Origin of the sequence: Myxococcus sp. CA039A (genome assembly GCF_013336645.1) — a bacterium.
Classification (GTDB): Bacteria; Myxococcota; Myxococcia; order Myxococcales; family Myxococcaceae; genus Myxococcus; species Myxococcus llanfairpwllgwyngyllgogerychwyrndrobwllllantysiliogogogochensis.
In genome coordinates this window covers 1-21,210 of the sequence record NZ_JABUMQ010000197.1, presented here as the reverse complement: position 1 = coordinate 21,210, position 21,210 = coordinate 1, and the positions used below count along the sequence as shown (strand labels likewise).

General features: G+C 69.2%; 21 protein-coding genes. 15 read left to right on the top strand and 6 right to left on the bottom strand.

The window, feature by feature from the left end; genetic code table 11:
• Both HR086_RS29005 and HR086_RS29000 read right to left on the bottom strand, forming a co-directional pair.
• Positions 1-471 (bottom strand): NAD(P)-binding protein (locus HR086_RS29005; RefSeq protein WP_174467250.1); only part of this gene is annotated, 471 nt, incomplete at its 3' end.
• Positions 472-563: 92 nt separating this feature from the next.
• Positions 564-1,250 (bottom strand): HAD family phosphatase, encoded by a 687-nt coding sequence (locus HR086_RS29000; RefSeq protein ID WP_174454993.1) that lies wholly within the window; start codon positions 1,248-1,250, stop codon positions 564-566.
• Between the two features lie 86 nt (positions 1,251-1,336).
• Here HR086_RS29000 and HR086_RS28995 point away from each other — a divergent pair, with 86 nt between their 5' ends.
• Positions 1,337-2,416, top strand: a complete 1,080-nt coding sequence (locus HR086_RS28995; RefSeq protein ID WP_174461923.1) for an enoyl-CoA hydratase/isomerase family protein — start codon at positions 1,337-1,339, stop codon at positions 2,414-2,416.
• Between the two features lie 314 nt (positions 2,417-2,730).
• Here the strand turns inward: HR086_RS28995 and HR086_RS28990 are convergent, their stop codons facing one another.
• Genes HR086_RS28990 through purM form a run of 3 tightly spaced genes read right to left on the bottom strand, consistent with a single transcriptional unit; the run spans position 2,731 to position 4,945 of the window.
• On the bottom strand, positions 2,731-3,249 hold the full coding sequence (locus HR086_RS28990) for a DUF523 domain-containing protein (RefSeq protein WP_174454994.1): 519 nt from the start codon (positions 3,247-3,249) through the stop codon (positions 2,731-2,733).
• On the bottom strand, positions 3,246-3,911 hold the full coding sequence (purN, locus tag HR086_RS28985) for a phosphoribosylglycinamide formyltransferase (RefSeq protein WP_174467249.1): 666 nt from the start codon (positions 3,909-3,911) through the stop codon (positions 3,246-3,248). The genes HR086_RS28990 and purN overlap by 4 nt, the downstream gene beginning before the upstream one ends.
• A complete protein-coding gene (purM, locus tag HR086_RS28980) occupies positions 3,908-4,945 on the bottom strand; it encodes a phosphoribosylformylglycinamidine cyclo-ligase (protein ID WP_141648192.1) in 1,038 nt (345 codons plus the stop codon). Before purM ends, purN begins: the two co-directional genes overlap by 4 nt.
• A gap of 156 nt (positions 4,946-5,101) precedes the next feature.
• On the opposite strand from purM, the gene HR086_RS28975 reads away from it, so the two are divergent.
• From HR086_RS28975 to HR086_RS28925, 11 genes are all read left to right on the top strand, one after another.
• A complete protein-coding gene (locus tag HR086_RS28975; protein ID WP_141648199.1) occupies positions 5,102-5,752 on the top strand; it encodes a Crp/Fnr family transcriptional regulator in 651 nt (216 codons plus the stop codon).
• Between the two features lies 1 nt (position 5,753).
• Positions 5,754-6,509 (top strand): MBL fold metallo-hydrolase, encoded by a 756-nt coding sequence (locus HR086_RS28970; RefSeq protein WP_141648191.1) that lies wholly within the window; start codon positions 5,754-5,756, stop codon positions 6,507-6,509.
• An 81-nt stretch (positions 6,510-6,590) separates the two neighbouring features.
• Entirely contained in the window at positions 6,591-7,442 is an 852-nt protein-coding gene (gene accD / locus HR086_RS28965) for an acetyl-CoA carboxylase, carboxyltransferase subunit beta (RefSeq protein WP_141648190.1), read from the top strand.
• Between the two features lie 24 nt (positions 7,443-7,466).
• Positions 7,467-8,759: a folylpolyglutamate synthase/dihydrofolate synthase family protein gene (locus HR086_RS28960; RefSeq protein WP_174467248.1), complete on the top strand. Its 1,293-nt coding sequence runs from the start codon at positions 7,467-7,469 to the stop codon at positions 8,757-8,759.
• A gap of 175 nt (positions 8,760-8,934) precedes the next feature.
• Positions 8,935-10,209: an alpha/beta hydrolase gene (locus tag HR086_RS28955; protein WP_174454997.1), complete on the top strand. Its 1,275-nt coding sequence runs from the start codon at positions 8,935-8,937 to the stop codon at positions 10,207-10,209.
• 81 nt (positions 10,210-10,290) lie between these two features.
• A complete protein-coding gene (locus tag HR086_RS28950; RefSeq protein ID WP_174467247.1) occupies positions 10,291-11,676 on the top strand; it encodes an AMIN domain-containing protein in 1,386 nt (461 codons plus the stop codon).
• 46 nt (positions 11,677-11,722) lie between these two features.
• Positions 11,723-14,371, top strand: a complete 2,649-nt coding sequence (locus HR086_RS28945) for an LPS-assembly protein LptD (protein ID WP_174467246.1) — start codon at positions 11,723-11,725, stop codon at positions 14,369-14,371.
• A 59-nt stretch (positions 14,372-14,430) separates the two neighbouring features.
• On the top strand, positions 14,431-14,781 hold the full coding sequence (locus HR086_RS28940; RefSeq protein WP_002634858.1) for a helix-turn-helix domain-containing protein: 351 nt from the start codon (positions 14,431-14,433) through the stop codon (positions 14,779-14,781).
• 157 nt (positions 14,782-14,938) lie between these two features.
• On the top strand, positions 14,939-16,477 hold the full coding sequence (locus HR086_RS28935) for an Ig-like domain-containing protein (RefSeq protein WP_141648736.1): 1,539 nt from the start codon (positions 14,939-14,941) through the stop codon (positions 16,475-16,477).
• 203 nt (positions 16,478-16,680) lie between these two features.
• A complete protein-coding gene (locus HR086_RS28930; protein ID WP_174455000.1) occupies positions 16,681-17,397 on the top strand; it encodes a TetR/AcrR family transcriptional regulator in 717 nt (238 codons plus the stop codon).
• Positions 17,331-18,128 (top strand): enoyl-CoA hydratase/isomerase family protein, encoded by a 798-nt coding sequence (locus HR086_RS28925; protein ID WP_174467245.1) that lies wholly within the window; start codon positions 17,331-17,333, stop codon positions 18,126-18,128. The genes HR086_RS28930 and HR086_RS28925 overlap by 67 nt, the downstream gene beginning before the upstream one ends.
• An 18-nt stretch (positions 18,129-18,146) precedes the next feature.
• Here the strand turns inward: HR086_RS28925 and HR086_RS28920 are convergent, their stop codons facing one another.
• Complete coding sequence (locus HR086_RS28920) at positions 18,147-19,145, bottom strand: M23 family metallopeptidase (protein WP_174467244.1); 999 nt, start codon at positions 19,143-19,145, stop codon at positions 18,147-18,149.
• A 307-nt stretch (positions 19,146-19,452) separates the two neighbouring features.
• On the opposite strand from HR086_RS28920, the gene HR086_RS28915 reads away from it, so the two are divergent.
• The 3 genes from HR086_RS28915 to HR086_RS28905 all read left to right on the top strand — a co-directional run.
• Positions 19,453-20,013 carry a hypothetical protein gene (locus HR086_RS28915; RefSeq protein ID WP_174467243.1) on the top strand — a complete coding sequence of 187 codons (561 nt, stop codon included), beginning with the start codon at positions 19,453-19,455 and terminating at the stop codon, positions 20,011-20,013.
• A gap of 9 nt (positions 20,014-20,022) precedes the next feature.
• Positions 20,023-20,790 (top strand): endonuclease/exonuclease/phosphatase family protein, encoded by a 768-nt coding sequence (locus HR086_RS28910; RefSeq protein WP_174455004.1) that lies wholly within the window; start codon positions 20,023-20,025, stop codon positions 20,788-20,790.
• Positions 20,791-20,930: 140 nt separating this feature from the next.
• A partial coding sequence (locus tag HR086_RS28905) for a phage holin family protein (protein ID WP_174467242.1) occupies positions 20,931-21,210 on the top strand: 280 nt, incomplete at its 3' end.

Below are 21,210 nucleotides of genomic sequence, written 5' to 3'. Positions count from 1 at the left end.
GGGGTGGGCCTTGAAGAAGGCGTCGCTCGCCTCGTGCTGCGCGGTGGTGCCGACCAGCGCGCCCAGCAGCGCCTCGCCTTCCTCGCCCAGCTCGCGCGTCACCTCGGCCTTGCGGCGCGTGGCGTCGGAGTGCAGGTCCATGCGGTTTCTTGGCAGGACGAGCTGCAGCTCGGGGGAGTGGGGGCGCAGCGCGCGCTGCACGGTGGTGGTGAGGCCCAGCTCGGTGAGGGCCTCCTCCACGGCGGGCATGGCCTTGAGGGGCGGCGCGACGAAGGGCGCGTAGGGGAGCACGTAGCCGCCGTGCTCGTAACCCGGGCCCATGCCGTCGTGCTCCACCAGCAGGACGCGATGGCCGCGCTTGGCGAGCAACGCGGCCGAGAGCGCACCACCCAGCTGACTGCCCAGCACGATGACGTCATACACGTGCCGGGATGGACCCGAGGGAAGCTTGAGTTTGGCTGCGGACGTCATGAGGCGGGCAACACTACACAACGTCCCGCGCCGCTGGCTCCCTTTTGGCGCGCCGTGAAGGCCGGTGGGGGCGGAGTGACCCGGCCCCGGGCTCAGCTCCCCACGCCGAAGAGGCGCGTCTCCAGCTCGGGCGGAAGGGTGGTGAAGTCCGGGAGCGTCCAGAGGGCGCCGGCCTGTCGCAGCTGCGTCGAGGACGTCGTGGTGGTGATTCCCACCACGGGCATTCCAGCGTCGTGCGCGGACATGACGCCGAGGATGGCGTCCTCGAAGGCCAGGCACTGGGAGGGGTCGACGCCCAGGCCCTGGGCGGCCGCGAGGAAGATGTCCGGGAAGGGCTTGCCCCGGGAGACCTCCTCGGCGCCGACGATGCGGTGGAAGACGGGGCGCAGGCCCAGCCCGTCAATCACCAGCTCCCGGTTGCCGTGGGGTGCCGCGGTGGCGATGGCCATGGGGATGCCGGCCGCGCGCAGGCGGGAGATGAAGGCTTCGGCGCCCCGGTGCAGCCGCAGGTGGGGCCGGTAGAGGGTGCGGTAGTGGTTCTCCTTCTCGTCCGCGAGCCGCTCCAGTTCGTCGGGTGCGAGCGCTCGGCCGAGCAGCTCCGGGAGGATTTCTTCGTTCTTCTTGCCGGCGAAGCGGGTCTGGAAGTCGTCGGCGGTGAGGGACAGGCCGAGCTTGCGCGCGAGCGCCACCCAGGCCTGGTTGTGGAACACCATGTTGTCGACGAGGGTACCGTCCATGTCGAACACGGCGGCGCGCAGGGGCGTGTCGGAAGGTGTCATGGTTTCCCACCCATAGCGCGGCGGGGGACGGGGCGGTCCACGAATCGCGCGCGTCAGGCCGACATGACTGATATTCGGGGCTCCACATGAGTGATGGCGTGCTGATGGAGACGCGTGGGGCGGTGGGCGTGGTGACGCTGAACCGTCCGAAGGCGCTGAACGCGCTGAATCTGGAGATGTGCCGACAGCTGCATCCCCAACTGGATGCGTGGGCGGCGGACCCGGCGGTGAAAGCCGTGGTCATCCAGGGCGCGGGTGGCCGGGCCTTCTGTGCGGGAGGCGACGTGCGCGCGGTGGCGGCGTCCGTGGCCGAGTCTCCTCGGGGCGAGCAGGAGCGGGTGTCGCGTGAGTTCTTCCGCGCCGAGTACGCGCTGAACCACCGCATCCACCACTTCGGCAAGCCGTACGTGTCGCTGGTGGACGGCGTCTGCATGGGCGGCGGGGTGGGGCTCTCCATCCACGGGGCGTATCGGGTCGTGACGGAGAAGCTGGTGCTGGCGATGCCGGAGACCGCGCTGGGGTTGTTCCCGGACGTGGGGGGCGGCTGGTTCCTGCCGCGCTTCCCGGGTGAGTCGGGGACGTATCTGGGGCTCACCGGGGCCCGGTGTAGCGCGGCGGACGCGATGTGGCTCGGCTACGGGACGCACCACGTGGAGTCCGCGCGGCTCGCCTCGGTGTTGGAGGCGCTGGTGAAGGCGGAGTGGGGGACGGGGCCGGCGAGCGCGGTGGTGGAGCGGATCCTGGCGGGCTTCCACGCGGACGCGGGGACGTCGGTGCTCGCCACGCAGCACGCGGCGATGGACCGGTGCTTCGCGGCGGAGCGGGTGGAGGACATCCAGCAGGCGCTCGAGGCGGAGGGCACGGCGTGGGCCCAGGAGACGTGGGCGACGCTGGTGCGCATGTGTCCGACGAGTCTCAAGGTGTCACTGCGCCAGCTGCGGATGGGGCGCACGCGGGACTACGACGAGATGGTGGCGGTGGAGTACCGGCTGAGCCAGTCGATGACGGCGCGCGCGGACTTCCGCGAGGGCATTCGCGCGGTGCTCGTGGACAAGGACAACAAGCCGCGCTGGCACCCGGGCACTCTGGGCGATGTCACCGAGGCGGACGTGGAGGCGTGCTTCGCGCCACGGGCGGGTGACGAGTTCGTCGTGTCGTCGAACTAGATGAGAGCGCCCAGCTCCACGGGCCCTGGCGGGCGGCTTCGTCGCCGGGATTGGGGAGGACCTGGAAGTCCCAGTCCAGGCGGCCACAGCCCCTACATGGAGGAGGCAGGCCGCCGAAGTTGCGCCAGACGACGGTGAGGTCCGCCGGGTCGAGGTAGAGCGCCTCTGTTTCCGAGTCGTGCAGGTACTGTGTCTCGCACGAGGCGCAGCGGACGAGCTCGAAGTCCTCGTCGCCGAGCACCTCTCCACCCCTGCGGCGAATCTTCTCGGGACAGGGCGAGAGCACGGACATGGAAGGGCTCTGGCGCGACAGGCTACAGGTCCTCGTCGCTGACGACGGTGACGCCCTCGGAGCGGAGCAGCGCCGTGGTGATGCCCTCACCGGGCCGCAGTGTCCCGGACTCGTAGACGCGCTGGCTTCCGCAGGAAGGACTCTTCTCCTTCAACAGCGCTACCGAAGCACCGAAGTTGCGCGCGGCATCCAGGGCCAGTTGGGCGCCTCGCTTGAAGTCCTCGGTCCGGTCGACGCGAGCTTCTCGTTCCAGCGCCCGCGCCTGTCCCGCCCAGACGTCGACACCCGAGCCACCGCAGAGGTCCACGGGAGGACGAGGGATGGGAAGGCCCGAGCCCACTTCGGGGCAGACGGGAACGACTGCCTTGCCCTCCAGCGCCGCGAGCACTCTCTCGGAGCGCTGCGAGCGACCGTCGTACCGGCAGGCTTCCCCGAGCAGGCACGCGCTCACGAGCACCGTGGATGCCTCGCGAAGCGCCGCGCGCCTGTCGTCCTTTGCCGGGTCCGCGCAGGTGCTTCCTGGCTCTCGCGAGCCCGTCACTTCACGGCCCCGGGACTGCGCAGCGCCAGCTCTCCCGCCGTCGCCACCGCCGTCACACGAGTGCGCATCCCATCCAGCGCGACCTGCCCCGTCACCGCGAGCCGCACGGCCAACGGATAGAGCCGATGCTCCTCGACGAGGATGCGAGCGCTCAGGCTCTTCTCATCGTCATCCGGCAGCACCGGCACGGCCGCCTGTCCGATGATGGGCCCGGTGTCCGTGCCCGCGTCCACGAAGTGCACCGTGCACCCGGCCACCTTCACGCCACGCTCCAAGGCCTGCCGCTGCGCATGCAGCCCTGGGAATGACGGCAGCAGGGAAGGGTGGACGTTCAGCACCTTGCCCGTGAAGCGCCCCAGGAAGTCCGCGCTGAGCAGCCGCATGAACCCCGCAAGGCACACCCACTCCACGCCCGCCGCGCGCAGCGCCTCCAACAGCGCCGCCTCGAACTCCACCTTCGACGCGTGGGCCTTGTGGTCCACCACCACGGCCGGAACTCCCGCCGCGCGAGCCCGCTCGAGCGCGTAGGCGCCAGGCATGTTCGAAACGACGCAGGCCACCTCGGCCGGGAAGTCCTCCCGGGCGCATGCGTCGAGCAGCGCCTGGAGATTGCTCCCGCTGCCGCTGACGAGCACGCCCAGCCGGACCCGCCGTCCGCTCATGGCTCGATGACCGCCGTGGCCTCGCCCTGGCCCGCTTCCACGCGGCCCACCTCGCTGGCCTCCACGCCCCGTCCGCGCAGCACCTCCAGCGCCTTCGCGACGTCCTCCTGTGCCACCACGACGATGAGGCCCAGGCCCATGTTGAACGTGTTGAACATCTCGTCCCGGGCCACGCTGCCCAGCTTCGCGATGAGGTCGAAGATGGGCGGCTTCACCCAGGACTTCTCGCTCAGCACCGCGCGCGTCCCATCCGGCAGGCACCGGGGCAGGTTGCCCGGAATCCCGCTGCCGGTGATGTGCGCCATGCCCTTCACCTTCACCTCGGCCAGCAGCGCCAACGCGTCCTTCACGTAGATGCGCGTGGGCTCCAGCAGCGCGTCGCCCAGCGGACGCCCCAGGCCCTCGGGCGTCGCGTCCAGCGCGAGCTTCGAGTCCTCCAGCAGCACCTTGCGCGCCAGCGAGTACCCGTTGCTGTGCAGCCCCGAGGACGTCAGCCCGATGAGCGCGTCACCCGGCTTCACGCTCTTGCCGTCGATGATGGCCGACCGCTCCACCACGCCCACGCAGAAGCCCGCCAGGTCGTACTCGCCCCGCGCGTAGAAGCCCGGCATCTCCGCCGTCTCGCCGCCCAACAGCGCGCAGCCGGCCTGCTCGCAGCCCAGGGCAATGCCCTTCACGACCTCGGCCGCCGCGTCCACCTCCAGGCGCCCGGTGGCGAAGTAGTCCAGGAAGAACAGCGGCTCCGCGCCACAGGTGAGGATGTCGTTCACCGACATGGCCACCAGGTCGATGCCCACCGTGCCGTGCCGGCCCGCGGAGAAGGCCACCTTCAGCTTGGTGCCCACCCCGTCCGTGCCCGCCACCAGCACCGGCTCCCGGTACTTTCCCGGCGGCAGGGCGAACAGCCCGCCGAAACCGCCGACGCCCGCCAACACCTCCGGACGCATCGTCCGCGCGGCGAAGGGCTTGATTCGGTCGACGAAGGCGTCGCCGGCCTCGATATCCACTCCGGACTGCTTGTAGGTCGTTCCCACGGGCGGCCTTCTATCGGCCGGCGCGCCCGTTGTCTCGGCCAGCGAAAAGGGGGTGTCGGGTTTGAGGCGCGGACGCCTGCACACACTCGCTGTCCCACTGATCCGCACAACATGGAATTTGACCAGGGGGGGAGGGGCTGATTGACTCCTCGCAGGATGGGCGCCGAGGAAACCCTCTTTCAACGTTTCGGCAAGGAATTCTCAAAGGGCACCGAGCTCTTCCGCGAGGGAGAGGCCGGCCGGGAGATGTACGTCATCCAGGCGGGCAAGGTCTCCATCACGAAGCGCGTGCGCGACGTGGAGAAGACGCTTGCCGTGCTGGGTGCCGGAGAATTCTTCGGGGAGATGGCCATCATCTCCAATAAGCCCCGCAATGCGTCCGCGGTCGTCAACGAGGACGCTCGCCTGCTGGTCATCGACCCCAAGACGTTCGAGGCGATGATCCGCGGCAACGCCGAGATCGCCGTCCGGATGATCAAGACGCTGGCGGGGCGGCTCTCCGAGGCGGACGCCCAGATTGAGAACCTGCTCCACAATGATCCGGCCAGCCGGGTCGTCCACCAGCTCATCCTGCTGTCCCAGACCCGGAGTCGTCCGTCCGAAGAGGGCACAGAGGTTGATTTCGTGGTCCGCGACATGCCCCGCCAGATTGGCGTGGGCGAGCCCGCGGTGCGCAACGTGCTGGACCGGATGATCCGGGCCGGCCTCATCTCACGCAGTGGTGACAGAGTCACCGTGTATGACACGGCCAGACTCCACGACTTCCTCCAATACCTGGAGATGAAGTGGAAGTTCGGAGACCTCTAGCGTGAAGCTCCGAGTCCTCGGCTGCCACGGTGGCGAGCTTCCCACGTGCAAGAGCACGTGTTTTCTCGTCGATGACGTGCTGGCGCTCGATGCGGGCGCACTGACGGGGACGCTCTCGTTGGAGGAGCTGTGTCGGGTGGACCACGTCCTCGTGGGCCACAGTCACTTCGACCATGTGAAGGACCTGCCGCTGATGGCGGACCTGGTCATCGGTCGCCGCGACAAGCCCGTCACCATCCACGCCTCGCGCGAGTGCGCCAAGGCCCTGCGCGACAACATGTTCAACAACGCGCTCTGGCCGGACTTCACCCGCATCCCGACCAAGGCCAACCCCGTCCTGCGCATCAAGACGTTCCGCGCCGGCGGCACCTTCGAGGTGGGGCCCTACACCGTGCGCAGCGTGCCGGTGAGCCACCCCGTGGAGTCCTGCGGCTTCATCATCTCCAATGGGAAGACGTCGCTCGCCATGAGCGGCGACACCGGCCCCACCGACAAGCTCTGGAAGGCCCTCAACCAGACGCGCGACCTCAAGGCGCTCCTGTTGGAGACGTCCTTCCCCAACGCCCTCCAGTCGCTGGCCGACATCTCCGGCCACCTCACGCCCCACACCCTGGGCCTGGAGCTCCAGAAGTTCGAGCGCAACGGGACCTCCGTGATGCTCTACCACCTCAAGCCAGCCTTCGTGGCCCAGCTCAAGAAGGAGCTGGCGAGCATGCCGGTGGAAGTCCTGGAGCTGAACGACACCTTCGAGTTCTAGCCCCGTCCCAAGAGGGACGACGCGGCGCGCCACACGGAACGGTTGACGGGCGGGGACGGTCGGATTAACCCCCGGCCCCTCATGGCCTGGTTTTCGAAGAAGCCCCGCATCGCCGTCGACACCCAGCAGCAACCCGAGCCCGGTCCGTCTCGCATGGAGGGCTTGTGGGCCAAGTGCGAGAACTGCGACGAGATCATCTACCGGCAGGAGCTGGAGAAGCACTGGATGGTGTGTCCGCACTGCGACCACCATCATCCGTGGAACGCGCGCGCGCGGCTGGCGACGCTGCTGGACCCGGACAGCTTCGAGGAGTTCGACAAGGAGCTGGAGCCGCAGGACCCGCTCGGGTTCAGTGACACGAAGAAGTACAAGGACCGGCTGAAGTCCACGCGCAAGAACCTGGAGGAGAACGACGCCTTCGTCTCGGGCGTGGGCCGCATCGCCGGCCACCAGGTCTCCGTGGGCGCGTTCATCTTCGAGTTCATGGGCGGCTCCATGGGCTCGGTGGTGGGCGAGAAGGTGGCGAGGACCTTCGAGCGCGCGCACGAGCTGAAGTGCTCGGCGCTCATCTTCTCGGCCTCCGGCGGCGCGCGCATGCAGGAGGGCATCTTCTCCCTGATGCAGATGGCGAAGACGTCCGCGGCCATCGCCCGCTTCCGCACCGGCAACAAGCCGTACATCTCCGTGCTGCTGCACCCGACGACGGGTGGCGTGGCGGCGTCCTTCTCCTGGCTGGGCGACGTCATCATCGCCGAGCCCAAGGCGCTCATCGGCTTCGCCGGCCCTCGCGTCATCGAGCAGACCATCCGCCAGAAGCTGCCGGAGGGCTTCCAGCGCTCGGAGTTCCTGCTCGAGCACGGGATGATCGACAGCATCGTCAACCGCAAGGACCTGCGCGCGAAGCTCGGGCAGATTCTCGGCCTGCTGGGCTGAGTCCGCGCGGCTCGCGTCCCTGGCATGAGCGCGCCCCGCACACCGGAGGAGGCCCTGGGCTTCCTCTCCCGGCTCAACCCCTCTGGCATCAAGCTGGGGCTGGAACGGGTGCGCGAGGCGCTCGAGGCCCTGGGCCACCCGGAGCGCCGCTATCCGGTGCTCCACGTCGCGGGCACCAACGGCAAGGGCAGCACCTGCGCCTTCGCCGCCACCGCGCTCCAGGCCGCGGGCCACCGAGTGGGGCTCTACACGTCGCCGCATCTGGTGCGCGTCAACGAGCGCATCCGCGTGGGCGGCGAGGACATCTCCGACGAGGACTTCGGCCGCGCCATCCTCGACGTGTTGGAGCGCTATCCCTCCGCCGTCGCGGAGCCGATGACGTACTTCGAGTTCGGCACCGTCGTCGCCCTGTGGCACTTCGCGCAAGCGGCCGTGGACGTGGTGGTGCTGGAGACGGGCCTGGGTGGGCGGCTGGACGCCACCACCGCCGCGCCGTCGATTGTCACCGCCATCACCCCCGTCTCCTTCGACCACATGGAGTACCTGGGCAACACCCTGGGCTCCATCGCCGGTGAGAAGGCCGGCATCCTCAAGCCCGGCGTGCCGTGCGTCGTCGCCCGGCAGGAGCCCGAGGCCCTGGAGGCCATCGAGGCCCGTGCCCGTGCCCTGTCCGTGCCGCTCTGGGTGGAGGGCCGGGACTTCTCCGTCGAGACCCAGGCCGACGGCAGCCTGGCCTACAGGGGACCGGGCTGGAGGCTGGACGGCTTGCGGACCTCGCTGCGCGGACCGCATCAGCTCCAGAACGCTGGAGTGGCGCTGGCCTGTCTGGAGGCCCTCGACGCGCGAGGCATCGCCGTCACCCCCGAGGCGGCGCGAGCGGGCCTGGGCTCGGCGCGCTGGCCGGGACGGCTGGAGGAAGTAGGGCAGGGGCCCACTGTCCTGTTGGACGGAGCCCACAACCCGGCGGGTGTGGCGGTGCTGCTGGCGTCCCTGCGGGCGCTGTACGCGGGTCGCCCCATCCACTGCGTCTTCGGCGTGGTGGCGGACAAGGACCGGGGGCCGATGATGCGGGCCCTCTTTCCCGCGTGTGCTTCCGTCCAGCTTACCCCCCTGGACACCCCGCGCTCGTTGTCACCGGCGGCCTATCTGGACGAAGCGCGCGCCCTGGCCGCCGACGTGGCCGCATGGCCCGACGTGGATGCCGCGCTGGCGGAAGCCCGGCGGCGAGCGGGCGTGGACGGCGTCGTGCTGTGCACCGGCTCGCTCTTCCTGGTCGGCATGGTGCGAGCCCGGAAAGACCGGACCCGAACACCCTGAAGGGCCACCGCGAGACACCTGGACGACGGTGTTTCACCCAGCAGGACCAGGGCTCTCCCGACGATGCTCGTTGGGGCGACCTTGTAGGGTGGACCTTCGGTCTTCGCTGAGCAAGACGGGTGAGCAGAGGGACTGAATCCTTGGCGCGCTGCATCAGCCGCCGTAGATTCAAGATATGCGCCTGCCGGACTGGAGAGCCGCGACGACCACGGGACCAGCCATCCCCTCCATCGATGAAGTCGACTTCCGGGCGCTTTACTCGAAGACGAAGTACGTGGTGGAGACCGCGGACGGCTGGTCGTTGGTCATCACTCGCTACCGGCCGGTGAAGCAACCCTTCGCCCAGCCGCTGTTCGGTGAGCCCCTGCTGCTGGTGCATGGCTTCTCCCAGAACCGGCACACGTGGACGAGCGGACAGTTCGTCAAGAACCTCCTCTTCTTCGGCGTGGACATCCACATCCTGGAGCTGCGAGGGCACGGCAAGAGCTCCATCGCCTTCCAGAAGGAGCGGGCCGAGCGCTTCAAGCGCCCCCTGCCTCCAGACCTGGACTACGGCTGGGACATCGACAGCTATTTCCTCTACGACCTGCCCGCCGCCGTCTCCGGCGTGAAGCGCATCACCCGTCGCGAGCGCATCTTCTACTGCGGCCACTCCATGGGCGGGATGCTGGGCTACGGCTACACCGGCATCCACGACGACTTCGAGGGCCTCATCACCATCGGCGCTCCAGCGGACCTGGGGCGGGGCTTCATGCTGCTGCGCATGGTGGCGCGCGGCGCGCCGATGCTCGGCGGCATGGTGGACCTGACGCTCGCGGGACTGAATCTGGGTGGTGAGGTGGAGGGGCTGGGCAGGAAGGTGCTCGCGCGAGGCGTGGGCACGGTGAACGCGAAGCTGGGCAAGAGGCTGGAGCCCGAGGCGCGCCGCAAGCTGCGCTTCAACGCGATGCCGGTGGACCTCATCCTCAAGTTCGTCGAGCGGCAGATTGGCAAGGCGGAGGACTCGCCGCTGTATCAACAGCTCACCACGCGGATGAACCGGCTCATCAACCCGGAGCGCGTGGGCTCCGACGACATCCGCTGGTTGTTGCGCGAGGGCGGTGAGCGCGAGCCGCGCAAGGTGCTGGAGCAGTTCGCCCGCTGGATTCGTCGCGGGGAGATGGTCTGCTACCGCACCGGCTTCGACTTCAAGCGCGGCTTCGAGAAGATTCAAATCCCCATGGCCATCATCTTCGGGGACATGGACCCGCTGGCGTCGGTGGAGTCCACCCGGAGCGTGTATCGCGCCGCCAAGAGCGAGTACCTCCTCTGGCGACCGGTGAAGGGCAACAGCCACATCGAGCTGACGATGGGGCACGACATCCGGCAGATCTGCTACGACATCAAGAACCTCATCGAGTACGCCCGGACGCACCGTCACCGCACGCCGGCCCTGCCGCGCCTTCGCTGAGGGCCGTACGGCTGGAAAGTTGGAGGGTGAGGCGCGCGTGTTAGCATCCGCGCCCACTGTCAACGTGAAGGGGAGTGGTTGATGAAGGCCTCAGCGGTGTGGCTGCTCGGTGTGGTGCTCGTGCCCTTCTGGGCGCTCGCGCAGGCTCCGGCGAACCTGAACACCATCACCGGCGTGCAGGTGAATGGCGGGACGGTGACCATCACCGGCTCGAAGAAGGCGAACTTCACCACCTTCACCATGACGGACCCGCCCCGGCTCGTCATCGACATCGCGGAGGCCGTCTTCTCCGGCGTCCCCGAGGAGACGCAGGTGGGCAATGGCACGGTGACGGGCATCCGCACCGCCAGCTATGGCTCGGATGACTCCGCCATCGCCCGTGTGCTCATCGGCTTCGAGCGCGAGGTGGAGACGGACATCCAGGCCACCGACACGCAGCTCGTCGTCAAGGTGGTCGGCGGGGGCGGACAGGCCGTGGCCCAGGCTCCCACCACACAGCCGGAGCCCGCCGCCGCGCAGCCCACCACGGACGGCACCGCCGCGAAGGCCGCCGCCGCGGCCGAAACCGAGCGCCAGGCCCAGGAGAAGGCCGCCGCCGAAGCCACCGCCCGCGCCGAAGCGGACCGTCAGGCGCAGGAGAAGGCCGCCGCCGAGGCGACCGCCCGCGCCAAGCAGGACGCGGATGCTGAGCGCCAGCGCCAGCAGGAGGCCGAGGCCCGCGCCACGTCCCAGCGAGAGGATGAGCAGCGCGCCGCGAAGGCCGCCGCCGTCGAGCGCAAGCGTCAGGAAGAGGAGGCCCGTGCCTCCGCGCAGGCCGCCGCCGACGAGCGCAAGCGTCAGGAAGAGGAGGCCCGTGCCTCCGCGCAGGCCGCCGCCGATGAGCGCCGTGCCTCCTCCGAGTCCGCCGCCGAGGAGAAGAAGCGCCAGAAGGAGGAGGCGCGTGCCGCCGCGAAGGCCGCCGCCGAGGAGAAGCAGGCCGCCGCCAAGGCCGCCGCGGACGAGGCCGTCGAGGCCCGCCGTCAGCGTGAGGAAGAGGCCCGCGCCGAGCGCGAGCGTCGCCAGCAGGAGCGGGTGGCCTCCGCCACGCCGCGTCCGCGTCGCGAGGTGGCCAGCGGCTCGGACTCGTCCGCGGAGGTGTCGTCGCGGCGCAAGACGATGACGCTGGTGGGCTTCCAGCAGCAGCCGGGAGTCTCGCGCGTCTTCATCCGCACCAACGAGCCGGCGCGCTACACGGTGAGCGAGCAGGGCAACGCGGTGGTGCTGGAGTTGGAGAACAGCCGCATCGACCTGAACAACAACACCCACCCGCTGGACACGTCCTTCTTCAACTCGCCCGTCACGCGGGTGGAGGCGGACGCGAACGGCCGCGATGTGCGTGTCACCATCCAGCTCCGGCAGCAGGCCCCGGTGCAGGCGCGGCAGGACGGCAACGTCATTTCGTTGGATTTTCAGCGCACGGCTCGGTGATAAGGGCGACCGCGCGGCCGTGGCGCGGCATACCCTGCACCCCTGAATGAGCCTCCTCGTTCCGCTCGCCGCAGCGCTGCTGGTGTCGTCAGCGCAGATTCCGCTCGCCACCCAGGTCCAGCTCCCCTCCGGCGAGACGGTGGAGCTGGCCGCGGACTTCCTCACCTACGAGGCCGACAAGCAACTGCTCACCGCGCGCGGCCACTGCGAGCTGCGCACCAGTGAGATGCTGCTGCGCTCCGACGAGGTGACGTACGACGAGGCGAACCAGGTGGCCACCGCCACCGGCAACGTCATGTTCGTGGGCCCCGACGGCATGGCCGCGGTGGCGGACGACGTGCACGTGGACATCCGCACCTTCGTGGCCACCCTCAAGGGCGGCCTCTTCATGCAGAAGAAGGGTGTCACCCAGGAGGCGCTGCTCACGGCGAAGACGCCCCAGGAGCTGCGTGCGATGGGGGAGACGCCCATCATCCTCAGCGGCTCGCGCATCCGTCGCACCGGTCCCAACGCCTTCGTGGTGGATGACCTGGCCTTCACCCCGTGCGAGTGCGGCCCCGGAACGCCGACCTGGCGCATGGAGGCGAGCTCCGCCAACGTCATCCTCGGCGAGCGCGCCACGCTGACCTGGCCCGTCGTCTACATCCAGTCCGTCCCCATCTTCGCGCTGCCCTGGGTGTATCTGCCGCTGGCGGAGCGACGCACGGGCTTCCTCTTCCCCAGTCCGCAGTTCTCCAGCCTCAATGGCCTCGGCCTGGAGCAGCCCCTCTTCGTCACGCTGGGTCGCAGCTACGATTTGACGTTCACCCCGGGCTACTACCATGGCGCGCTCGTGGAAAAGACGCACGACCCCGATGGCAATTCCGAGACGAAGAACACGATTACCTACGAGGAACCGCGGCCCAACGGCGTGAAGGGCCCCCGGTTGCTCACTGAGTTCCGCTACGTGCCCAGCGAGCGGACGCGGGGGCGCGCCACGCTCGGGTTCCTCTACGACTCGCGGCCCAAGCTGGACCCCACGACCCTCGACTTCTTCCGCTATCCGGTGGATCCGAACGGGATCAGAAAAATCATCGACGCCCCGCGCGGACTGCGAGGAGAGGCTTCCTGGCAGCACTTCCAGGACCTGGGCTCGGGTTGGTACGACCGGGTGGACGCGTCGGTCGTCTCGGACGGCAACTACACCCGCGACCTCACCGCAGACATCCTCGTCCAGGGGCTGGATTACCTGCGCAGCACCGCCACCGTCTTCCGGCGACAGGAGGACTCCTACGCGGGCCTGGACGTCTCCCTGCGCCAGGACATCCGCTGGCCCTACCGCTTCTTCCAGGACAACCGCGTGCCGGCGGAAGTCGACCCGCTGCGGCCGGACCTGCCCTCACCGAGGACCTTCCAGCGACTGCCCGGGCTGGTCCTGTCGCTGCCCGAGCGCCCCCTCCTCGGGGGCCTCACCGGAGGACTGCGCGCGGAGTTCACCCGCCTGGCCCCCATCCATGAAGGCTTCGGGGACGAAGGCGTCGACGGCATCTTCCGACCCAATGGCAACTACCTCCTCCTGGGGGTCGGTGACGCGCCGGACCCCGGTCAATCCAATGCCCTCTTCGACTCGAGGGACCGCGAGGCCAGGGACCGCATCGACTTCACGTCCCGGCTGTCGACGTCGGTGGCGCTGGGGGACGTCGCGCGCGTGACGCCGTCGTTGTCGCTGCGCCAGGACGTGTGGGCCGGTGAGTACTCCGGCAAGTCGTGGCAGCGCGGCTATCCCATCGGCGGGCTCATGCTGGACACGCAGCTGAGCCGGACCTGGACGGGTGCGAAGACGAGCTACCGCCACAGCTTCGCGCCCTCCCTGGAGCTTCGCTACGTGCCGGGAGGGTGGGGGCGGGTGCCTTCGGCGGGCGCCGAGGATGGAGGCCTTGCCCAGCCCTACGACCAGATTGATCGGGCGGTGCCGCTCGCGCTCGATGGCTCCACCCGGGGCTTCCTCCAGGGTGTGCTCGCCGTGGACCAGTCCCTGCGCGTCAAGACGGGCACCCAGGTCCGTGAGCCCCTTCGGCTTCGCATCGGTCAGGGGTTCGACCTGACGCGCTACGTGCCGGCCGCCAACAAGCTGGGAGACCCCGAACCCGTCCTGCGAGACACCTTCGCGCGACTCAGCGCGAGCGCCGGCGTGTTGAACGCCGGAGGGCTGGTCCGGCTCGACCCCAGGTCTGGCCGCATCACCCAGCTCAGCGCGGACTTCGCCATCGACGACGGCAAGGGCAACGCCCTGTACGCGCGCTACGACGACATCCTCACTACCAGCCGGGAAGCCCTCGCCAAGGGTGATTCCCCCTTCGCCCAGGGTCCCGATACCCTCCGCCGCCCTCTAGATGCCTTGGTAGGCGGTGTATCCCGAGAAACGCCCGGCCTCCCTCCGGCCGAGCGGTCTCAAGCTCTCATCGCGGGTGCGCGTTTGAAGCTCGGATTTGGCCTCGGGGTGCGGTACGAAGCTCTGGTGCAGCCCCTTTACCAAGATCAAATAACCCAAGAGTACAAGCCCCTCGCCCAGCAGACACTGGGCGTGTCGTATGGGCCAGCGTGTGACTGCTGGCGCATCGAAGGGGTTGTGACTCTGCGACGTGATATCGGGTTGGAATTTTCCGATGTGAATGTCAGCGTCGCGGGTGTCGGATCGTTCGGTTCGGGCGGCTAGGAATCACCCCATGTGCATGGTGGTTCCACCAACCCCCAAGCAGCCAGGAGAAGTATTTCGTGTCGGACCTCGGAAAACGAATCGGCCAGCGCATCCGCGAGCTTCGTACGCAGAGGCCGGAGCGGTGGACGCAGGAGGAGCTCGCGGAGCGGGCTCAAATCAGCGTCTCTTTCCTTTCCATGATCGAGCGTGGAGAGCGTGTCCCCCACGTGGAAACGCTCGCCGCCCTGGCCAACGCCCTTGGCGTCAGCCTTGGAGAGCTTTTCACCGGAACGGAGCAGACCCTTGCCCAGACGGAGGACCTGCTGCGTCCTCTGTCTGATTTCGCGCGCGCCCGGGGCCTCACGGCACGGGACGTGGACCGCCTGCTGGGGGTCGCCCGGGTGATGTTCAGCGGCACCGCCGCCTGAATTCCACCCCGGGGGGCCCCTCGCCGGACGCAAGGGGCCCATCGGTCTTCCTGTCCTGTCCTTGACTGGACGGTAGGTAGACCGGGAAGATGATGGAAATGCGCTGTGCGCTGCTCGCGCACAGCGTGCTTCCTTCTTCGTCAAGGAGTCGTCGCTGATGCGTCCGGGTCTGGCCTCGTGGATGGCCTTCACGAGCATGGTGTTGTTGGCGTGCTCTTCGCCAGCTCCTGCCACGCTTGAGTTCGTGGATCAGTCTCCGGCTAGGCCGCGACTGGGAGAAATCACCACACTGCGCTTCCGCGCGGTGGACTCGCGAGGCATGGCGCAAGCCGGCACGCAGGTGACTTTCACCCTCCAGTCACCGGTACCGGGTGTTGAGATTTCTCCCACCGAGGGGACGACCAACCCCGGTGATGGACTTGTCTCCATGCAGGTGGTCGCCCGAGGAGGCCGTGTCGCCTCGGTGGTCGTGGTCGCGTCGGCGGGAACGGGTGCGGAGGCCAAGTCGGTCATCTCCCCGGTCATCAGCTTCGCGGGCACCAACTCCAGCTCCCGTCAGCTCACGTTCCAGTGTGGCTCGTGGTCTGGTGATGGTTCCGGTCTGCACCACGCCATTGGCGCCTGGGATGAGGCGCGGCACCTGATCGCCGGCGTGAAGGTGCGCTGCATCGCCCACGTGGGTGATCGCAACGGCGACGGCATCGAGGGCGCGCAGGTGTCCTTCCTCACCGAGGCCGGCACCATTGGCCCCACGGCCACGTCGACCACCGACGTGGTGGGCAACGCGGAGGTCCTCTACAAGACCTCGCTGCCGCTGCCGCAGGACGTGGCGCCGGGCGTGTTCACCTGGAATCCCGTCAAGGACGCCACCCACACGGGTGACTACATCGCCCCGCTGTGGATGGAGCCGTTCCTCTGGGAGAGGAACCCCCTGGCGGCCCATGGGACGCCGGCACAGCCGTTCATCGACCGTGCCGAGCCCGAGCGCGCCGACCCCATCCGCCCGGGCATCACCAACAACCCGCGCGACAACCTGGTCGCCCTCATCGCCCTCACCACGGGCGAAGAGGCGTTCAACGACGACAACAACAACGGCCAGTTCGACACCGGCGAGGACTACGAAGACCTGACCGAGCCCTTCGTCGACAACAACGACAACGGCACCTGGGATGCGGGCGAGCGCTTCGTCGACACCAACGGCGATGGCCGGTGGAACGGCGGCAACGGCGCCTATGACGTGTCCACGCTCATCTGGGTCCAGGAGCGCATCCTCTGGACGGGCGTGCCCCACGGGTTGGACAAGGTGGACACGGTGCGGCAGATCTCCCCGCCGCCGCCGGCGACCAACGTCCACATCGACCACTTCGGCTCAGCCAGCGCCACCTTCCTCGTGTCGGACCCCTGGTTCAACCACATGGCCCAGAACTCCGAGTCGGATGGCTGCACCGGCGGCGCCGAGGGCCCCGTGCAGGTCGACCCGTTCGTCACCGGGATGATTCCGCTCACGTACCCGTCGTACAGCGTGGAGCGCTACCTCATCAGCGACAAGCACGACATCACCCAGGAGCCGCAGCCCTCGCCGTTCCCCGCGCCCGTTGCCTGGAAGACGGAAGCCCTCTGCAAGTACACCGCCGCGCAGCTCGAGGGTCACAAGGTGTTCGTCACCGCCCCCCTCGTCACGGGCGACGTACTCTAACCCGCTTCAGCATAGTCCGTTAAGGCAGCCCCCTCGGAGAGGTCATTCGCCCCACTCCGAGCGCGGTTAACTGACATACCTGAAGCGGGTTAGTCCGCTGTCTCGCGCGGGCCTCCCGGAGAAGTACCCATTGACCCCGGGGGCCCGCGTTCGTAGGGTCCACACCGGCTGATTGAAGAATCAACCGGCCGGTGGAGGACGTCGTGGGCCAGAGCAAGTCGGCGGCGGACAACGGGAATCGCGAGAGCGAGCGCCGCCGGACCATCCTGCGGGCAGCCATCGATGTGTTCGCCCGAAAGGGCTATCACGGCTGCCGCATCGCGGACGTGGCGAAGGAGGCCGGTGTCGCCTACGGCCTCGTCTACCACTACTTCAAGAACAAGGATGAGCTGCTGGAGACCGTGTTCGACACGGGCTGGAGCGGCTTCGTCACGCGCGTGCGCGCGGTGGTGGAGGGGGAGGGGGCGCTTTCGGCCAAGGTGTACGGCGTGGTGGACGTGGCCTTCGAGGCGTACCGGGTGGACCCGCGTGCGGTGAAGGTCCTCATCCTGGAGATTGCCCGCAGCCCAGCGGGTTCCCGCATCAACCGGCAGACGGCCTTCGTGGACGCCATCCGCCTGAGCTCGGAGCTGTTCATCCGGGCGAAGGAGGCGGGGGAGCTGCGCGCGGACACGGACCCGTTGCTGTCCTCCGCGCTCCTGTTCGGCGCCATCGAGATGGGGCTGACGGCGTTCGTGACGGGGCTGGCGGACTCGCGCGACGCGCAGGCCCTGGAGCGGGCGAAGGCGCAGATCGCCGATACCTTCCTTCATGGCGTGCTGGCGGACGCGTCGCCAGGCGCGGAGACCGCCGCATGGAAGCCGGAGAAGCCGTCGTCGGAGAAGTCCTCTACGAAGTCCAAGGCCCCCAAGCGAACCTGACCATCAACCGGCCCAAGGCGCGCAACGCCTTGTCGCCCACGGTGGTGAAGGCGCTGACGGACGGGCTGGAGCGCGCGGAGGCGGACCCCGCCGTCCGAGTGGTGGTGCTCACCGGCGCGGGCGAAAAGGTCTTCTGCGCGGGCGGAGACCTGGGGCAGATGGTGGGCGACGGCGGCTTCCTCGCCACCCACGAGGGGCGCCGCTCCTACGGGAAGCTGCTGACCCGGTTCCAGGAGGCGCGCAAGCCCACCGTGGCGCGCGTCAACGGGCACGCGCTGGCCGGTGGCCTGGGGTTGGTGCTCGCGTGTGACCTGGCCGTGGCGGTGGAGACCGCGGACTTCGGGACGCCCGAAATCGACGTGGGCCTGTTCCCGATGATGATGATGGCGCTGCTGCAGCGCCACGTGGGCCGCAAGCGGGCGCTGGAGCTGGTGCTGACAGGGGACAGGCTCCCGGCGCGCGACGCGCTGGCGCTGGGCCTGGTCAACCGGGTGGTGCCCTCCTCGGAGCTGGACGCCGCCGTCGCGGCGCTGGCGGGGAAGCTGGCCGGCAAGAGCCAGGCGGTGCTCGCCCTGGGCCGGCGCGCCTTCTTCACCGCGGAGGACCTGCCGCTGCCCGCGGCGCTGGAGTTCCTCGCCTCGCAGCTGTCGCTCAACGTGCTCGCGGATGATGCCGGCGAGGGCGTCTCCGCGTTCATGGAGAAGCGCGCGCCGAAGTGGACCGACCGCTGAGCGTCGTCGCCGCCGCGCTCAGGGCACGCCGAGCGCGGTGTCCCCGCTGGCCACGGCGGGCGCGGCGGGCGGGAAGAAGTCCAGGCGCAGCAGCGACTCGCCATCCACCCAGATGCCGTCCACCTTCACACCCCAGTGGAGGTGGGGGCCGGTGACGCGGCCGGTGCTGCCCACGAGGCCCAGGTGCTGTCCCTGCTCCACCTTGTCGCCCGTGCGCACCTGGATGCGCGACAGGTGGAAGTACGCGGTGAACAGGTCTCCGCCGTGGTGCACGAGCACCGTCTTCCCAGCGGAGTAGTTGTCGCGCGCCATCACCACGGTGCCCTCGTTGCTGGCCGTCACCTGCGCGCCCGGGTCCCCGTCGATGTCCACGCCGAAGTGCTGGCTGGACAGCTTGCCGTTGAAGGTCCGCCGGTCGCCGAAGGGCGCGGTGATGCGGTCCTGCCGGGGCCAGACGAAGTTCTGCGCGAAGTGCGGCGCGCTGAAGGGCTGGGAGAAGGCCGCCGCGAAGGCCTTCCGGTCCGCGGCGATGCGGGCCTTCACCGAGGCCGGAGGCGCCACGTACTTGCCGGACACCTTCAGCTCGCGCGACGGATAGCCCGGCTCCGCCACGTCCAGCGTCCCCGTCAGCTCCAGCGGCGCGCCGCCCAGCGACGACGGCCCCACCACCTGCACCAGCGCGCTTCCGGGCGCCAGCTCCACCGGGAGGCCCGTCACCGCGAGAAAGCCATCTCCCCACGGGAAGAAGCGCAGCGCGCGTCCCGCGAGTGTGCCCGTGGGCATGCCCGCCATGCCCCGCACCGCGACCATCACCGGGTCGCCGGGCTTCGCCGTGCCGGGCTGGAGCGAGAGCAGGGGGCGACCCTGCGCCGCCGAGGGCGCCTGCACCGAGGAGGAGGGGAGGACGACGGCCGCGGGCGTCGGCTCGGCGGCCTGGGCCTTCGCACCGAGGGCGAGCAGTGCGAGCAGCGCGTGGGAGGGCGCGGAATACAACCAGCGGGCGGGGTGCGGAGCCATGAGCGGTCCTTTACACCACGAAGTCCCGGATTCTTCCCAGGGTGAGAAGCGCAGGTGTCGGACGCCTGCCCCTTTCCCCGGGAGCGCCCGCTGGGGTGCCTGCCTAGCGACGTCCGGCCCCTCGGTCCGCGAGCGAGCGGGGCACGCCAGACATTGTCGGCACTTGGACGTCGCAGGGGGCTGGAATCGCGGGCAGGTGGGCTGGAGGGCAGGCAGCCGACTGTCAGCCATGGCGTCAAGCCGTACCGGCGCGCCTCCAGGCTTCCTAGCTTCTGCTCGAACCCAATAACCCTTTGGAGATTCGTGGATGCCTCGTCCCTATAGCTTCGACCATTTCCAGGTACCGAAGACTCTGCCGCAGAGCCGCAGCATGCGCCGGCGGGACAAGGAGCACCTCGTTCAATCCCGCTCGCAGACGGAGGAGCTGGCGGCGCGCGAAGGAGTCCACTACGGCAAGTCCTTCTCCGAGACGGAGGAGAACTTCCACGCGCGACAGATGGAGGCGCAGCTCGAGGAGCTGGCGCGCCAGGAACCCGACGGCAAGTTCTCTCACGGCATGTCGGCGCCCGCCCGCGCGGCGTCGAAGCGCGCCTCGCGTGAGGACAAGGTCCGGGAGGACCAGAACAGGAGGGAGGCGTCGAGGGGGGAGCCCGTCATCCGGGGCACCTTGCCCATTGGCGCGCTGCCTCCCACGCGCGAGCAGCCTCCGCGCGGCCGGTTCCCGGACCTCATCGACGATGCGGGGCGCCAGTTGCAGACGCTGCGCGGCGGTCTGGGGGACGCGGTCAAGGCGGTGGCGAGGCTGGCGGCGCTGCCCTTCGAGGTGATCCGCCTGGCGGCGCGGCGCCTCAATCCCCTCCACGGCTAGCGGCGCCCCGTGGAGCTGACGCTCGTCAGTTACAACATCCACAGCGGCATCGGGACGGACGGCCGGTTCGACCTGGGCCGCGTGGGTGAGGTGCTCCGCGAAGTCGGAGCAGACATCGTCGCACTCCAGGAGGTGGGCGACTTCCGCGCGCGCACCTCGCGCGAGGACCAGCCCGAGCACCTGGCGGACATGCTCGGGATGCACATGGCCTTTGGCCCCAACGTGGTGCGCAACGGCCGGCGCTACGGCAACGCCATCCTCACGCGGCTGCCCATCCTCCACTCGAAGAACTACGACTTGAGCGTGGGGCGGCGCGAGCCTCGGGGCGCGCTGCGCTGCGACCTGGACCTGGGCGGGGGACAGCAGCTCCACGTCTTCTCGCTCCACCTGGGCCTGCGGGTGGCCGAGCGTCGGCGTCAGGAGGCGTTGCTCCTGGGCTCGGACATCCTCCGGGACGCCGTGCGCAAGGACCCGGCCGTGGTGTGCGGGGACTTCAACTACTGGGGCAACGGCGCGGTGCCGTCGCTGGTGCGCCAGGCCATCCACGACGCGGCGCTGGAGCTGGGCACTCCCGCACGGACCTACCCCACGCGGTGGCCCGTGCTGCGGCTGGACCGGATTTACGTGGACTCGGGTGTCCGGCCGCTCTCCATCCACCCCCACCGCACGGAACGCAGCCGGATTGCATCCGACCACCTGCCGCTCGTCCTGCGTTTCGCGGCGCCCATCGCCGAGGTGGCGTCGTCCCCCTCTCCACCGGTGGAGCTCATCGGGTAGCGTGGGGGAACGGCGGGCGCGTTGAGTGGCCGACGCTTGCGAACGCCGGACAGAAACGCCGGGAGGAGGTTGTCCCGGAGGGCAGGGGTGCCTAGGTTGGCGCCACTTCTGTGAGGACGTGAGCGCCGGCCGGAGAGTGAATGCACGTGGGGAGCGAACAGACGGAGCGTGGCCTCGCCGCGCTCGTCGGCCGCATGGCGGACAGCTTCAGCCGCCTGGTGACGCAACATCTCCAACTGGCGCGCCTGGAGCTCGCGGAGGACTTGAAGGCCACGGGCATGAACGTGGCGATGATCGCCGCCTTCGTGCCCTTCATCCTGGTGGGGTATGCCTTCGCGTGCGGTGCGCTCGCGGCGGTTCTGTCCGCGTACCTGGGATGGGCCGGGGCGCTCGGGGCGGTGTCGCTGCTCAACCTGGTGG